The sequence below is a fragment of the Chitinophaga filiformis genome (assembly GCF_900102545.1).
Lineage (GTDB): Bacteria > Bacteroidota > Bacteroidia > Chitinophagales > Chitinophagaceae > Chitinophaga > Chitinophaga filiformis.
This window is the reverse complement of the sequence record NZ_FNBN01000001.1, coordinates 1,450,334-1,465,549: the sequence shown is the minus strand read 5'-3', so window position 1 is coordinate 1,465,549 and position 15,216 is coordinate 1,450,334. Positions and strand designations below refer to the sequence as shown.

Sequence of the window (15,216 nt, the reverse complement as noted above, 5' to 3'; positions counted from 1 at the left end):
CTCAGAGGGTATACCTTCCCTTGATTGCCCCTGCTTATAAATATATTAAGAGAAGGTGCTTTCAGACAAACATAAGATTTATATATACTGTAAAGGCTTTTCTTTTACAAACAGATACGCAATAAGGTTTTCATATACTCCTTGTAAGAGCGCTACCATAGTGTATTTGGTGAGATAACCCATATATAACCCATATATAAGCCATATATGACCCATATATAACCCATATTTATAGAGATATGGGTTATATATGGGTTATATACGGCTAATCCATGGTTTGTATATGAATTACGATAGAGAGCTTACCGGTATAACAGCTAGTTCAGAGTATAGTAAAGCCACATTCTATTAAGGACTACATGGATGCAATAATCATAAATTGTACTAGCCGATCCATTAGCAGGTTCATCCAAATACTATGAAATACACAGTAAGGTGACTCCGGTCTGACAGCGAAATGGAAATGGAGAGCATCTAACTTCGGGTATAAATAGCCCAGGTCACCAGCACTCCTCTCGATAGAAAATAAACTCCCCTATGAAAGCCTACATATTATTATTGGAGTTGAAATTGTTTGAAACATCGTGCATTATCCGCTTCGATCTACCTGTCAAGAGGTGGTTGTGTTTGTAGCCCGGGGTATATCTTCCCTGGGATGGAAATGGGAACGGGAATCGTGATTGTGTCCGTAAAACAAAAAAATGGGATGTATTTATCCAGAGCTTTCGCAAATCATCTCAATACAAAATAAACTGCCTTACTATGAGAGCTTACATGCTTATTACTGGGGTTAAACTTGCTTGAAACATTATTCATCATCCGCTTCGATCCACTCCGTTAGGAGTGGTAGTGTTTGTAGCGCGGGGTGATAACCCCGGGAACCGGAACGGGATGACGACCGGAACCAGAACGGAAATCCAGGAACATCCACAAAAACAAAACCCCGGAATGTATCCATCCCCGGGGTTTTCACAAATGTTCCACGTGGAACATTATGAATTCTTTCCAAAGTAAAGCTCAAGATATTCATTCTCTTTCTCCCTCATTAACGCACCCTGCTCCTTCGTCTTATCCTTAAATCCACATAAATGCAAGGCGCCATGAAAGATCACCCTATGCAATTCATGCTCCTCGGTCACTTTAAACTTCAATGCATTCTCTTGTACCCTCTCTATACTAATATAAATCTCCCCCTCAGTAACCTCCGGGTCCTCTCCTAACTCAAAAGTCACGATATCCGTGAGGGTATCATGGTTCAAAAACTGCTGGTTAATTTGCAATAAATACTCATCTGAACAGAAAACATACTGCAGATTACGCAGGCCCTGTCCTTCCCTGGCAAACAAATTCTTAATAAAAGTCTTCAGTCCCGTCCTGTTCTTTAGATTTAACTTCACCTCATGAGGGGTAAAATTGATAGCCATAACCAGTGTTCTATGTTTTTATAAGTAATTGAGAATGTAAAAATAAAGTGAAATTTCCGTTTCCTCCTATTCTGTCTTTGTTCGATTGGACCTCAGCCTGTACCTTTGCTCCATCAAACATCGAGACCTTAGTAAGATATACAATTTATCACCTGCTAAGTTTTAGAAAAAGCACCAGGCATTAAAGATTAAATTACAACGAATGAAAAAAGGAGTGATTAAATTGTCTTCGCTTGCTATAGGTAAAAGTGCCGTGATCACGTCTTTTGAAAAAGATGATCTGCACATTAAGTTGATGGAGATGGGTTGTGTGCCCGGTGAAACCGTAAAAGTAGAGAAGATTGCTCCACTCGGAGATCCAATCTCCATCATGGTAGCCGGCTATAATCTATCCCTCCGCAAAACAGAAGCTGACTTTATATGGGTAGAAGAAGTACTCTGAAAACCAAATACGAATGATCTATCCTACTGTTGACAGATAATGGATCATTCGTATTTTTGATAGTATGAAACTGCCTGACAACATTCCAACCCACCAGCTCTCCTCCCAACACGCTGCACTTCATAGAGACAGTACACAAACATCTCCATTCGGATACCACCAACTGGCCACACACAAAAGACTTCCCGGTTTTGAAATCTATTCCACAGAAGGAATGATACCGGATTATGGTCCGGCAAAATCCGCCTTTTATAGGTTTGGTATACTCACCCGCGGCTCCCTTCATGTGCAACTCGGCCTGGAACATTTTGAAGCCAGTGCCTGCGCCCTTAACTTTTCTATCCCCGGACAAATACATGCCAAGTCAAATGCCAGTCAGGATATATTCGGATACTATGTTCTGTTTGAAGAAAGTTTCATTCAGGATCTGGTTCCACAAAATAAATTGGGTCAGGAGTTTCCTTTCCTTAATTACTCCGGACAACAGATCTTCGGTTGTAGTCAATCGGAGGTGGAAGAATTGACCTCCCTCCTTTTAAAAATAAACCAGGAGCTACAGGATATAAGTTCAGGTAGAGAAACTGCAATAAAAATGTACCTCTATTTGATGCTGCTGACAGCAAAACGGAGTTATGAAAGACAAAATCTGTCAGCCCCTCCAACAAATCCAGGGAGCAGCACCCATCTGGTTACTCAGTTCTATAGACTGGTTGGGGAACACTTTTTATCTCTCCGGCAAGTTGCAGATTATGCGAAACTGCTGCATGTTACTCCAAATCATCTGAACAGAATCGTAAAAAGTGTCAGCACGCGCACAGCTTCCGACGCTATTAGTGAGATGTTAGCCCAGGAGGCGAAAGTGCTACTAAGATCCACTTCCCTATCCGCCGCCGAGATTGGGTATCAGCTGAACTTCAGTGAGCCGGCCGCTTTCAGTCATTTCTTTAAAAAGTCAACCGGACTAACACCTCTGGCGTACCGCCAACAGGAAAATAAAAACGGATTTGCAGTATCTGGTCAATGATCTGCATCCTTTGAACAATTTTTCCGCCAGCCGGCTTTGGAACTTTGTACTGTTAAACAAACAGACAATGACAAAGCATTTTAAGAATCAAAAAGTAGTTGTTGCCGGTGGCACTTCTGGTATCGGACTGGCTACCGCAAAAATGTTACTCGAATTAGGCGGAGATGTCGTAGTAACAGGACGTGATCAGAAAAAAATAGATGCTCTTCGTATATCCGACCCCGAATTGAAGGTCGTAGCTCTGGATAGCATAGAAAAAAATGAGCTGGCAAGCTTCTTTTCTTCAAATGGACCTTTCGACCACCTGATTATCACCCTTAGCGGCGCAAAAGGCGGCGGATTATTCCAGGAACTGTCTATTGATGACCTACGGGAAGGCTTTGAGAAAAAATTCTGGCCTTACCTGCAAACAATCCAGGCAGCCCTACCCTTTCTGGCGAAAAATGGAAGCATCACAATCCTTACGGCTTCTTCTACAACTGCCCGCATACCTGGTACTGCAGGATTAGCTGCAATAAATGGTGCGCTGGAGGTAATGGTTCCAATCTTAGCGAAAGATCTTAAACCAATTCGCGTCAATGCTATCTCTCCGGGTGTAATTGATACTCCCTGGTGGAACTTCCTGAGCGAAACAGACAAACAAGCAACTTTTGAACAACTTTCAACGCAGGTAGCAGTAGGAAGAGTCGGCACAGCTGAAGAAATTGCCGGCGCTATCGTCGGAGTTGTAGGAAATACTTATATCAACGGGAGTGTGATTTTCTGTAACGGCGGACTATCCTAGTCCGGATTCATCTCTGTAGTTAAAGTGTGGATAATTCATTGAATTCGGGAAGCCCTTTAGATTTTTCCGCTCCGGAGAATAGCCAGGATACTAGTTTCCATCGCATTTATAAGGCCTTCATTTTTGAAGGCCTTATATTTTGAATAAAACGTCATTTCCTGTGGGTACCTACGGAAAAAATCCACTTATTGCAACCATAAGACCTTCAATTTAAAGCGCCCAGAATTTGATAGCCCCGGCCATATCCTCGAAAACAGATTTTCATCGCAGCTATAAAGCCTTCAAAAATGAAGGCGCTATGTTTTTGATACATGCCAATTTCTCGTGGGTACCTACGGGAAATTTCAATTCATCACAACCATAAGCTCTTCATTTTAAAGCGCTCAGAATTAAATACACTGCCCCATACATCAGATTCAAATTTTCATCGTTGCTATAAGCCATTCAAAAACGAAGGCCTTATATTTTGCATAAAATCAAATTCTCCCGTAGGTACCTACAGGGAAAGATTTTCTATTGAAACTATAAGCCCTTCAAATTGAAGCGCCTCATACGTAAATCATCTAACCATATACCCAGAGTACTGATTTTCATCGCAACTATAAGGCATTCAGGAGCGTAAAAAAAGCCCGGTTGACGTATCAACCGGGCCTTTTTGGAATAAATAAGCTATCTATTTCTTTATAACTTACTAAATATCAATTAATTAACTATAATCCGTATTGAGCGCTGATCTCTAACATTCTTTCGATAGGCTTCTTTGCAGCAATCCTCAATTGTTCGTTCATTGTGATCTCTGGTTCCTCATATTCCATACACAGGTATAACTTTTCGAGTGTGTTTAACTTCATATGAGGACAATCATTACATGCGCATGCGTTATTTGGTGGCGCCGGAATGAAAGTTTTGCCCGGATTTTCCTTTTGCATCTGGTGGAGAATGCCGGTTTCGGTCACGACAATATATTCCTGTGCGTCGTCTTTCTGAGAAAACTTCAACAGTCCGGTAGTCGATCCTATATAATCAGCGATCTCAAGTACTGCTGCTTCACATTCCGGATGCGCTATCACCTTAGCCTTCGGGTGACGGATCTTCAATTTTGTGATCTTTTCCAGGGAGAAGATCTCGTGAACCATGCAGGCACCGTTCCACAGTAACATGTCCCTACCCGTTTTTTTGGCTAAATAAGCCCCTAAATTCCTGTCGGGGGCAAAAATGATCGGCTGATCCTTGGGAACGCTTTCGATGATCTTTTCGGCATTAGACGACGTGCAGATGATATCGCTGAGCGCTTTGATCCCTGCAGAGCAGTTTATGTATGAAATAACAAGGTGGTCAGGATGCTTTTCTTTGAATTTTCTGAATAACTCCGGAGGTGCGCTATCCGCCAGTGAACATCCTGCTTTCAGGTCGGGCAGTAAAACTTTTTTCTGCGGACTCAGAATTTTAGCTGTCTCCGCCATAAAATGTACGCCGGCGAAAACAATAATGTCTGCATCAGTTTTTGCGGCCTGCTGACTTAAGCCCAAACTGTCGCCGATGTAGTCGGCCACATCCTGGATGTCGGGTTCCTGGTAATAGTGTGCCAGGACGATCGCGTTCTTTTCCTTCTTTAACCGTTCGATTTCTGCAAAGAGATCCAGGCGTACATCGACCGGCAAATCCAGGTACCCTTTTTTTTGCAGTTCGCTTTTTGCAATTTCCAGCTCCCTCATCATAATTATATATATAGTTTATTATTTAAAAAAGAAAAACCCACTACTATTAGGGCTGTGAATATGTGAGAACTAATTTTGACCATGATGTACAAATGTAGTTGTTATTCTTTTTGTGTTGGCTATCCACAGGAAATTAACAATGAAGATCGGCCATAGTATTGGAAAACCCTACTTTCATCCACACCCGTGGATATCGTTTACGGTGAATATTTTTTCTGTTGTGAACCTATTGAAAACATGTTAATAGACCTGCCCGACAATCCCCAAAAAACACTTTTACAGACCGGAACCTTTTCCTCAGGAAATAACAAATTTAGTTTTCAGGTATCCGAAGTGAGGTTTTTACCAAGATATTGGACAAATTCTGCCGTCTTTTTAACAATCAATGTGGATAAACTACAACTAAAAAGTTATATCAGGTTAAGATTGCTTTTTTAGCTTTACATTGTTCTTTGTACACATTTAGATGTGAATGAAGAAATTGCCTCCTGTGAAATGTGAATAAACAGCCCCATGTTTTAAAGAAGGCAAAAATTCGGAAATAATGGCCCATAGCCGTATTGAAAAATCCCTGGGTGTAATACACAACCTGGTACAAAAATCATGACAAATGTGGATAACCTGTGAATGAACACTAAAATCTATTTCCCGCTAAATTGGCCGAAATCCTTTCCTGTATTGGGTTTGAGGCAATAAAATCTGTTTTGTAGTTACAGTTATTTTATTCTATTTTTGCTTTCCTTAAAAAATTTAGACTATATAATATATGTCAGTTATTCAGAAGATCAGGGATAAATATGCCGTGGTGATCGTAGTAGTGATCTGCCTGGCTATTGTCAGCTTCCTGCTACAAGATGCCTTTTTCGGCAAAAACTCTCTTATTCGTCGTTCCACTGTTGTAGGAAAAGTAAATGGTGAAGAACTCGAATTCTCCGATTATCAGCAGATGATTAAAACTGCTGAAGACCGGATGCGTCAGGGACAAAATGTGATGAATGATCAGATTACCGAACAGGCACGTGAATCTGCCTGGAATCAGTTCCTGAGCAAACAGATCATGGAAGCTCAGTATAATAAACTGGGTCTGGCCGTAACTGACGAAGAGATCAAAGATCAGTTCACTGGTAAAAATCCAAGCCCGATTGTTACCCAACAGTTTACTGACGAGAAGACAGGACAATTTGATCGTGCCCGTATGCAACAGGTACTCGCCAGCATCAATCAGGATAAATCCGGTCAGATGCGTGCTGGTCTGTTACAGCTGGAAGATTATATTGCTCAGTCAAGGATTTCTCAGAAATATCTTTCCCTGATCAAACAAGCGGTGTATTATCCAAAATGGTTAGCTGAGAAGCAGATCCAGGATAATGGACAGCTGGCATCTATTTCTTATGTGTCAGTTCCTTACGCCACTATCGCTGACTCCACTATTAAATTAAGCGACGGCGAACTGAATAGTTATATTAATAGTCATAAAGAACTGTTCAAAACAGAAGAATCCCGCAAAGTAGATTATATATCTTTTAATGTAGTGCCTTCTGCAGCCGATACAGCTGCTGCACTGAAAGTGCTGTTCGAAGCTAAGCAGGAACTGGACACTATCAGCAATGCTGATGTTGCCGCTTTCATCAACCGCAACTCCGACCTGCCTTTCTATGATAGCTATGTTGCAAAGAGTGCACTGATGGTACCTCAGAAAGACACCCTGGTAAGTTTACCAAATGGTGCTGTGTTCGGACCATATTATGATAATAATCTGATCGTTTTCGCAAAAATGATCGATCGTAAGTTATTACCTGACAGCGTTAAAGTTCGTCATATATTAATAGCTACTCAAAACCAGCAAGGTGGCGGTTTACCTGATTCAATCGCTAAAGCCCGTATCGATAGTATCGAAAGAGCTGTAAGAGGTGGTGCTGATTTCAAAGCCCTGGTTGAACAATATACCGATGACGTAAGAAGCAAACCAACCGGTGGTGAATATGATGTAACTCCTTCCACTGACTTCCTGAAAGAATTCAAAGATTTCGCACTGGAAAAAAGTAAAGGAACTATCGGTGTTGTAAAAACACTGGCAGGTTATCACCTGATCGAAATTCTTGATCAGAAGAATATAGGCCAGGCAGTGAAAATCGCTTACCTCGCTAAACCAGTATCTCCAAGCCGCGAAACAGATAGTAAAGCATACGCTGATGCAAATGAATTTGCTGCTAAGAACCGCGACTGGAAAACATTTGAAAAAACTATCCAGCAGGGTGGTCTCAACAAACGTATCGCTGATAACCTCCGTCCAATGGATCACACGATCCCTGGTATTGGTCAGGCACGTGAGCTGGTTCGTTGGGCATACGATGCTAAAAAAGGTGACGTGAGCAACGTATTTACCTTTGATAATAATTATGTAGTAGCTGTACTGACAGCGGTTCGTGAAGAAGGTGTTGCTGCGCTGGAAGATGTAAGACCTTCCGTAGAAGCTGAAGTGAGAAAGAATAAGAAAGCTGAACAGATCATCGAGAAGTTGAAAGCTCCAGTTTCCCTGGAAGCCGCACAGCAGGCAACTAACCAGCCGGTGCAAACAGCTGATAATATTTCTTTCGGAACTCCGTTTGTTGCAAGCCTCGGTTTTGAACCACGCGTAGTAGGTGCTGCATTCAATAAGAGCTGGGGTACTGCAAAAGTATCTGCTCCAATAGAAGGTAACGCAGGTGTATATGTATTGAAAGTGAATGCTTTCCAGCCTTCCGGCCAGCCTCAGGATCCAAAAAGCGTAAGCCGTATTTATGAACAAAGCCTGCTTTCTGCATTAGACCAGCAACTGTTCTCAGTACTGAAGAAACTGAGCAAGGTAGAAGATAACCGTAGCAAATTCTTTTAAGGAATAAGACTCTTCAAATAACTGATAATGAAGCGCCAGGGAGGATCCCCTGGCGCTTCTGTTTTACCCCATTTTATTCTCCGGCACCCTTATTCGTTACCTCTGCTACAACACCCTGCCCGGTAATCCCATAGATACTTTTAGTACCTTTGCAATAGTAAAAAGTAGGGCTTATGGAAGAGATTGTAAATAAGGTAGCACAGAGTGGGTTGATCACCCTGGATCTGGAAGATTATTATCCGAAAGAAGAAATAGTTGAATTTGATCTGAAGCAGTACCTCTTTATGGAGCTGATTCTCAAGGAAAAAGATTTCAGGGCCGCACTTCAGTCACTCGATTGGGAACAATACCGTAATAAAAATGTAGCCATCGTCTGCACTGCAGATGCTGTTATACCATTCTGGGCATATATGCTGGTAATGACTTACCTGTCACCAGTAGCTCATTTTGCTGCTTTTGGTAACAAAAAGCATGTGCACCAGGTGCAGTTTATGAAGAACCTGGCATCTATTGATGTGAACGAATACCTTGATAAACGTGTGGTTATCAAAGGTTGTGGCGATCAGGGAGCCGGAGAAGCTGCCTATGTCGAAATCACCCGTCTGCTCACGCCTGTAGTGAAAAGCCTCATGTATGGAGAACCCTGCTCTACGGTACCTATCTATAAAAAGAAATGATCAGAACCATTTCTTCTTTTTAAAGAAGATGACCATTGCAATGAGCATGATCAACATGAATAGCATGGTAAAATAGTAACCATTCTTTGTATGCAACTCCGGCATATTGTCGAAGTTCATCCCATAGATACCGGCTATGAATGTCAGCGGCGCCATCAGGGTAGTTACTACCGCAAGTACCTTCATGATCTCATTCATCTTGAGATTGAGCTGAGTATGATACAGATCCTGCACCGTTAATATCACATCGCGGTAGTTTTCAGCCAGGTCATTTGCCTGGATGATATGGTCATGTACATCCTTAAAGTATTTCGTAGTCCGCTCTTCCAGCAGATCGCTATCACTCTTGAGAAATCCATTAATCAACTCCCTTACCGGGGCTATAGCCCTTTTGAACAGCAGGAGTTCTTTTCTTAACAAATTTATCCGGGCCTGTGCACGTGTGTTCGCCTGATGCTGCACAGCATCCTCCATTAATTCTATGCGTTCTCCTAACTTTTCAATGATACTGTAGTAACTGTCCACAATAACGTCAAGCAGGGAATAGCAGAGATAGTCAGCGCCCGCAGAACGGATCCTGGAATTATTGATCCTTATTTTATCTCTGATGTGGTTGAATACATCCCTTTCTGCATCTTCCTGGAAAGAAATAACGAAATTTTTTCCCAACACTATACTCACCTGCTCCTGTTCAATGGTGCAGGTATTTAGATTGAAGTACATCATGGGCAACAAACAGAACAGGTGCTCTCCTATCTCATCCATTTTTGCACGTTGCCCAACACTCATAATGTCATCTTCCAGCAGAATATGAATGTCCAGGCGCATACAGATATCGTGTACCGTCTCTTTGTTGATCCCATCCACATTGATCCATACAGTATTTTGAGTATCAATGTGTTTGAAAATGGCTTCCACATCGCCCCCCATTACCGTCTCTTCTTCACAATGGCCATTACGATAGCTGAAGATGCTGATTTTTTCACATACCGTCTGCTTTCGCGTAAGCGGCCCTGTCACCGGATTATAATTCATCAACCGTTGCTTCCTGGCCTTGAAAGGATTCAGTGTTTCCAATACATCGTGAATGGGCAATATGCGATTCGGCTTAACCATCGTAGACTGATTTATGCTGACGATTTTAAAATTAACTTAAAATTGGCGTAACGAGGAATTAACAACCGGTTACTATCTTGTACTAATAACCACCTACAACTGTTCACATAATAATTGTCTTCAGGGACAATCGATCCGCTTGCCCGCCAACTCATGCGGTTACACAATGCATTATTATGCTGCCATCAGTTTACATAGGTAAAATTAGAAATGCTTTTTAATAACTGGTGATTTTTAAATCTATGCGCGTATTAATTTTTGGAATAGCTGTCATTCTCCTGGTCATTTGCGGCTATAGCATTTACGAATCCACCCGCAATAAAATAGCTGCTGAGAAAAATGTACTTAGCTGGTATGAGCCGGCTGTAGGAAGACTCAGGATGAAAGTAGATAAATTGTGCACTGCACTGGCTACCCATCAGTCTCCTGAATCTGTGCAGCAGGCATTCAGTGAATCAAGACTTGCTTATAAAAACATTGAGGTTTTCGCTGAATACTTCAGTCCATATACAGTACAACTTATTAACGGCAGAGGTGATGACACGACAAGTGGTAACAAACAAGCGTTTCAGACGCTTGAGCGTTTATTGTATCCATCCCTGCAAACAGCTGATACACAGGCCGCTTATATAGTAGCACGTAAGCTGGTAACTGCAGTGAATAGCCTGTCCCAGGTGGAGTCTAAACCACTGCCAACAGACGCCCAATTATTTGATGCAATGAGACTGGAGCTTGTTAGGATCATGGCGCTGTCTCTCAGCGGATTCGATTCTCCCGCATCAGGTCAGAGTCTGAAAGAAGCGGCAGCTGCGCTGGAGGGAGTAACAAGTGTCTGGAATTTATATGCAGACCGCGTCAATTTTTATAATCCTGAACTGGTGCAGTATACGGCCAACTTATTGAGTGCTGCCCACAAACAGTTGGAACAGGGGCAGCCGGCAAGTTTTGACAGACAGGTCTTCATCTCAGAATATATAAACCACCTTTCCGTGAATCTTAAACTGTCCAGGGAGGCATTGAGCATTCCCTATGATAATGAACAATATATCCTGGATCCGGCAGCATCCAATGTTTTCGCCAGAAATGCAGTACATCCTCTATATGTTTCTGCTGATGCACAGGCAGATTCCGCAGGTAGCCACGATCCATTGTACAACATCAATGGTCAGCAATTCAGGGCCAGTTATATATACACATTGTTACAACAGAATGGAGCATTAAATGCAGTAGCCGGGGAGTAGATAAAAGAAGGACTGCCGGCGAAGAGTATCACCGGCAGCAGATTGGCTATTTAAGACTAGGATATGGAAGACTATATTTAAATAATGTTGAAGGTCAACTTAAGTCATGCAAATTCCACTCCGCAAACGTGACGGGGCAAAAATTACTGTACAAAAAAGGGAATTAATAGAGATTGGATATATAACAATTATTCAGCTTTCTCTCAACTATCACTTATTGCTATTTCAGCAGACCTCGGATTAAAAACATGCATTCTCAGACTCTTATAGCAAATGGTGTTTTCTCATGAGAATATGGTAAAACTGATTGCGGTGCAAATAACGATACAACCAGAATAATTCCAAAAAAAATAGCCTAAATACCATATAAATGTGAGATAAATGAGTATTGTCAGTCTAACTATGAGTAAAAAAATGCACAAAAGATAAATTGAATATCAAGGAAAGATGTTCTATATCATGGCCATGAGACGATGTTTGGGTGTTAGGAATTGTTTTTGTTGCAGATAGTTAGGGATCCTACGCAACTTAAATACTCAAAAACCATAAAATGTAAAAATTATGGAAAACAAACTCAGTAATAAAAAAGTGGCCATATTGGTGGCTGATGGTTTTGAAGAGGTTGAATTTACAAAACCATTAGAGGCCTTACAGAACGCTGGCGCCAATGTAGATGTGATATCATTGCATGAGGGAGAGGTAAAGGCATGGGCCGAAAAAGACTGGGGCAAGACATATCCTGTGGATAAAGTAGTTGGGGAGGCCAATGCCAAAGATTATGATGCATTGGTACTACCTGGCGGAGTAATGAACCCAGACCACCTGCGGGAAAGCCAGGAGGCAGTAAACTTCGTATCCGGTTTCTTTGATGATAGTAAACCAATTGCGGCCATCTGTCATGGTCCATGGACATTGATAGAAACAGGGGAACTAAAGGGAAGGACGGTTACCTCCTATCCTTCTTTGAAAACAGACCTGACCAATGCAGGCGCCAATTGGATTGATAAGGAAGTAGTGGTTGATAACGGATTGGTGACAAGCCGTAATCCTAATGATCTGCCGGCTTTCTGCAGAAAAATGGTGGAAGAAATAGGTGAAGGTATACATGCCTGACGGCAGATAGTTTATAAAGAGAAAGGCGTCCCGCTTAGCAGGACGCCTTTCTCTTTATCATGATAATCTGGTTATTTTTTCTTCTTTTTATACTTTATCTCTACTACTGCCACTCCAGTGCTCAACATGCCGATACGTTTGGCTGCTTTCCTGGAAAGATCGATCACTCTTCCCTGTGAAAAAGGACCACGGTCGTTGACCCGCACGGTTACGGACTTACCATTAGAAATGTTTATCACTTTTACTTTGGTACCAAATGGCAATGTACGGTGTGCAGCCGTTAATCCATTCTGGTGAAAAGTTTCACCACTGGCGGTTTTACGGCCCTCAAACTTGTCGGCATAGTAAGATGCTTTTCCATTTTCGGTGATCTTTCTGCTGCAGGATGAAAAGCAAAGCAAACTACATAGCAGAATGACAAATAGGCGTGTATAATTCGTTGTTATCATAGGTCTGTTTTTTATAGGGCTGGGTTTCGCCTGCCCAAGGTAAAAAAATCAGAAAGGATATCCAATCGCTATATTTAATATGAGGTTCTCCCTACGCCAATCCGGATCGCCAAAGTTAATATCTTTTATTACCCATCTTTCATCGGAAGGTAGCCAGGGCTTGCGTAAAGGAAATGCCAGATCAAGTCTTACTACGATGATGGAAGCATCTATACGTAAACCCACGCCCGCATCCACAGCTATCTGGCTTCCAAAAGTACTGGTTTTGAATTTACTGCCTGGCTTGGAAGGTACATCCTGCTTCAGCCAGATATTCCCCGCATCCAGGAATACCGCTGCATTAAAGATACCCGTAAGACGTGCACGCATTTCGGAGTTAAATTCCAGTTTGATATCGCCGGCTTCATTTGCGAGGAAGCGGCTGGTAGTGTCTTTATATCTTCCCGGGCCCAGTGTTCTGGCACGAAATCCGCGAAGGCTACTGCTACCACCTATAAAATATTGTTTTATAAAGGGGAGCGTTGTCGAGTTGCCGTAAGGAATACCGAAACCGGCATATATACGGTTTACCCACGTCAGCTTGCGCGTAAGTTTCCAATAGTGTCTTATATCTCCTGTCAGTCGTATATACTGTGCGAACGGAGCCCCAAACAGTGTCCTTGCTGTGTCCTTTTTAGGGATCACCAATCCCGCAACATTACCGGAATAATCCAGATCCCCATTCAGATAGAAACTATGTTCCCTGTTGTTAGACTGGTTATTGTAGGTAACACTGTAGTTGCCGCCCAGGATGAACTGCTTTTCGATAGCTGCCCGCTGGCTGGGATCAAACTTCAGAATGCTGTCATAACCAGGAGTGGTACTTGTAGGCAGCACGTATGTAATGGCAATGGGCGACCATTTGTGTTCCAGGTATTGCGTCTGCCGCCAGATATACTGGAGCTGGAAAGAATAGGCGTTTAAGTTGTATAACTGGCTACGGCTGTACAGTTCATAGCTTAAGCTGATACGTGTACGTGGTACATATGGTGTTTTTACATTGAAATTGAATATCGGTAACCAGAACTTTGGAATGGTAACAGCAGCTTCCGCCTTTAAGTTGTAGGAGTTGCCTCCTTTCAGCGTGGTATTATTAGCCGTCTGAGTTCCTCCTACCTGCCATTCCATACCACCTGATAAAGTGATTTCAAAGAGGTTCGCCGCATGCAGCCAGTTACGGTTGCGGGAAGTGATCCTTATTTCAGAACCGACAAAGTTGTTGGATTTGGAAGTGCCTCTTAATTCAGCAGATAAGCTCCTCCGGGGATAGGGCGTCAGGAAAAAACTGGCATTTAATCTCGAACTGTCTCCCCTTGCCGGCCGGAATTGTCCTTTCACAAATTTAAAAGTACCCAGATCGGTCAGCCGGTGCAGGGTGGTATTATGATCACTCAATTTGTATAAACTGTCCGGCTTCAGGAATACTGAGCGTGCCAGTACACTGGGCTTGAATTTGTGCGTAGAATCGACAATCCTGATATGCTGAAATGTATCGGCTTTACCTCTTCGGGAGAGGGAGTCATTGTCCAGTGAGTAATTCGGATAAAGGGTAACATTCTTCATCCTGTATTGCTTGCGTGCCGCCAATGGTGTTTCTTCTTTCATCCTGAGATAAAGGTCAACCATGCCATTGTTGGTGCTGTCTACTTCCACAAGCAGATGGTCTGCCGTGAAGTAATAATAACCTTGTTCCTTTAAAATGTTATGTACGCGGTTGCGTTCTGCCACTACGCTGTCTAAGCGGAATGGACGTCTGAGCTTGAGCGAACTGCCTTTTTGTGCGGCTGCAATTGCTTTACCAAGGTCACTGCTGTCAGTTTCATAGGTAACGCTTTTAATGCGGTACCTGTTATTGGGGGTAGCGGTGTAAGTGATAGATGCTTTCTTCTTTCCCTGATATTTGGTCTCCGATATCACATCTGCCTGAAAGTATCCATTGTCAACGAGGTACTGCTCCAACACATTTGCCGTATAATCTGGTTTAGCACTGCTCAGCAGGACCGGAGGTTCTCCCCACTTACGCCTTAACAGGTAATTCAATCCCTTGCCTTTGGGCTCCTTACCCAGATTATATAACCAAAGCCTGATGGGCATACCAGCGAACTTCCGGTTAGGCTTCGGCCTTGTCCGGCTTTCCAGTCCGGCAGAGAGGGTACCGTAGTCCCTGGGTTTCTTTCCCTCCCATTTCACTTTAGTGCCCGTATATAACCGGTCGTTTTCAGGAACTGTTTTGGTGGTACTGCAGGCACCCATGCACAGGGCGAAGAGCACTGCAGTAACAATGAAGGATATATGCCTGTTTATTCTGCTCATC

At 42.6% G+C, this 15,216-nt stretch carries 12 protein-coding genes; 7 read left to right on the top strand and 5 right to left on the bottom strand.

Translation table 11 applies throughout. The features are described 5' to 3' along the window. Nucleotides 1–992 precede the first annotated feature (992 nt). Nucleotides 993–1,424 (bottom strand): rRNA maturation RNase YbeY, encoded by a 432-nt coding sequence (ybeY, locus tag BLR32_RS06030; RefSeq protein WP_089829519.1) that lies wholly within the window; start codon nucleotides 1,422–1,424, stop codon nucleotides 993–995. A gap of 202 nt (nucleotides 1,425–1,626) precedes the next feature. On the opposite strand from ybeY, the gene BLR32_RS06025 reads away from it, so the two are divergent. The 3 genes from BLR32_RS06025 to BLR32_RS06015 all read left to right on the top strand — a co-directional run bounded on the left by BLR32_RS06025 (nucleotide 1,627) and on the right by BLR32_RS06015 (nucleotide 3,674). Further along, nucleotides 1,627–1,866 carry a FeoA family protein gene (locus BLR32_RS06025; protein WP_089829516.1) on the top strand — a complete coding sequence of 80 codons (240 nt, stop codon included), beginning with the start codon at nucleotides 1,627–1,629 and terminating at the stop codon, nucleotides 1,864–1,866. 64 nt (nucleotides 1,867–1,930) lie between these two features. Beyond that, a complete protein-coding gene (locus BLR32_RS06020) occupies nucleotides 1,931–2,890 on the top strand; it encodes a helix-turn-helix domain-containing protein (RefSeq protein WP_089829515.1) in 960 nt (319 codons plus the stop codon). Between the two features lie 67 nt (nucleotides 2,891–2,957). Then, nucleotides 2,958–3,674, top strand: coding sequence for an SDR family oxidoreductase (locus tag BLR32_RS06015; RefSeq protein WP_089829968.1), 717 nt, complete (start codon nucleotides 2,958–2,960; stop codon nucleotides 3,672–3,674). 710 nt (nucleotides 3,675–4,384) lie between these two features. Here the strand turns inward: BLR32_RS06015 and nadA are convergent. Further along, nucleotides 4,385–5,392 (bottom strand): quinolinate synthase NadA, encoded by a 1,008-nt coding sequence (gene nadA / locus BLR32_RS06010; protein ID WP_236385158.1) that lies wholly within the window; start codon nucleotides 5,390–5,392, stop codon nucleotides 4,385–4,387. Between the two features lie 766 nt (nucleotides 5,393–6,158). On the opposite strand from nadA, the gene BLR32_RS06005 reads away from it, so the two are divergent. Further along, a complete protein-coding gene (locus BLR32_RS06005; RefSeq protein WP_089829511.1) occupies nucleotides 6,159–8,267 on the top strand; it encodes a peptidylprolyl isomerase in 2,109 nt (702 codons plus the stop codon). Between the two features lie 173 nt (nucleotides 8,268–8,440). Beyond that, a complete protein-coding gene (locus tag BLR32_RS06000; RefSeq protein WP_089829509.1) occupies nucleotides 8,441–8,944 on the top strand; it encodes a DUF2480 family protein in 504 nt (167 codons plus the stop codon). Here the strand turns inward: BLR32_RS06000 and corA are convergent, their stop codons facing one another. Continuing rightward, nucleotides 8,945–10,060, bottom strand: a complete 1,116-nt coding sequence (corA, locus tag BLR32_RS05995; RefSeq protein ID WP_089829508.1) for a magnesium/cobalt transporter CorA — start codon at nucleotides 10,058–10,060, stop codon at nucleotides 8,945–8,947. It lies immediately after the preceding gene. A gap of 242 nt (nucleotides 10,061–10,302) precedes the next feature. Here corA and BLR32_RS05990 point away from each other — a divergent pair, with 242 nt between their 5' ends. Next, nucleotides 10,303–11,301 (top strand): hypothetical protein, encoded by a 999-nt coding sequence (locus tag BLR32_RS05990; RefSeq protein ID WP_089829505.1) that lies wholly within the window; start codon nucleotides 10,303–10,305, stop codon nucleotides 11,299–11,301. Nucleotides 11,302–11,862: 561 nt separating this feature from the next. Next, nucleotides 11,863–12,414 carry a type 1 glutamine amidotransferase domain-containing protein gene (locus tag BLR32_RS05985; protein WP_089829503.1) on the top strand — a complete coding sequence of 184 codons (552 nt, stop codon included), beginning with the start codon at nucleotides 11,863–11,865 and terminating at the stop codon, nucleotides 12,412–12,414. Between the two features lie 71 nt (nucleotides 12,415–12,485). On the opposite strand, the gene BLR32_RS05980 is transcribed toward BLR32_RS05985, so the two are convergent. Together BLR32_RS05980 and tamL are read right to left on the bottom strand one after the other, a co-directional pair. Beyond that, a complete protein-coding gene (locus BLR32_RS05980; RefSeq protein WP_089829501.1) occupies nucleotides 12,486–12,863 on the bottom strand; it encodes a septal ring lytic transglycosylase RlpA family protein in 378 nt (125 codons plus the stop codon). 48 nt (nucleotides 12,864–12,911) lie between these two features. After that, entirely contained in the window at nucleotides 12,912–15,215 is a 2,304-nt protein-coding gene (tamL, locus tag BLR32_RS05975) for a translocation and assembly module lipoprotein TamL (RefSeq protein ID WP_176842178.1), read from the bottom strand. Nucleotide 15,216 lies beyond the last annotated feature (1 nt).

Excerpts from the sequence above, each read along its gene's own strand:
- BLR32_RS06025 (WP_089829516.1), top strand. The coding sequence starts at position 1,627 with ATGAAAAAAGGAGTGATTAAATTGTCTTCGCTTGCTATAGGTAAAAGT.
- BLR32_RS05985 (WP_089829503.1), top strand. The coding sequence starts at position 11,863 with ATGGAAAACAAACTCAGTAATAAAAAAGTGGCCATATTGGTGGCTGAT.
- BLR32_RS06000 (WP_089829509.1), top strand. The coding sequence starts at position 8,441 with ATGGAAGAGATTGTAAATAAGGTAGCACAGAGTGGGTTGATCACCCTG.
- corA (WP_089829508.1), bottom strand. The coding sequence starts at position 10,060 with ATGGTTAAGCCGAATCGCATATTGCCCATTCACGATGTATTGGAAACA.
- BLR32_RS06015 (WP_089829968.1), top strand. The coding sequence starts at position 2,958 with ATGACAAAGCATTTTAAGAATCAAAAAGTAGTTGTTGCCGGTGGCACT.
- ybeY (WP_089829519.1), bottom strand. The coding sequence starts at position 1,424 with ATGGCTATCAATTTTACCCCTCATGAGGTGAAGTTAAATCTAAAGAAC.
- BLR32_RS06005 (WP_089829511.1), top strand. The coding sequence starts at position 6,159 with ATGTCAGTTATTCAGAAGATCAGGGATAAATATGCCGTGGTGATCGTA.
- nadA (WP_236385158.1), bottom strand. The coding sequence starts at position 5,392 with ATGATGAGGGAGCTGGAAATTGCAAAAAGCGAACTGCAAAAAAAAGGG.
- tamL (WP_176842178.1), bottom strand. The coding sequence starts at position 15,215 with ATGAGCAGAATAAACAGGCATATATCCTTCATTGTTACTGCAGTGCTC.
- BLR32_RS05990 (WP_089829505.1), top strand. The coding sequence starts at position 10,303 with ATGCGCGTATTAATTTTTGGAATAGCTGTCATTCTCCTGGTCATTTGC.
- BLR32_RS05980 (WP_089829501.1), bottom strand. The coding sequence starts at position 12,863 with ATGATAACAACGAATTATACACGCCTATTTGTCATTCTGCTATGTAGT.
- BLR32_RS06020 (WP_089829515.1), top strand. The coding sequence starts at position 1,931 with ATGAAACTGCCTGACAACATTCCAACCCACCAGCTCTCCTCCCAACAC.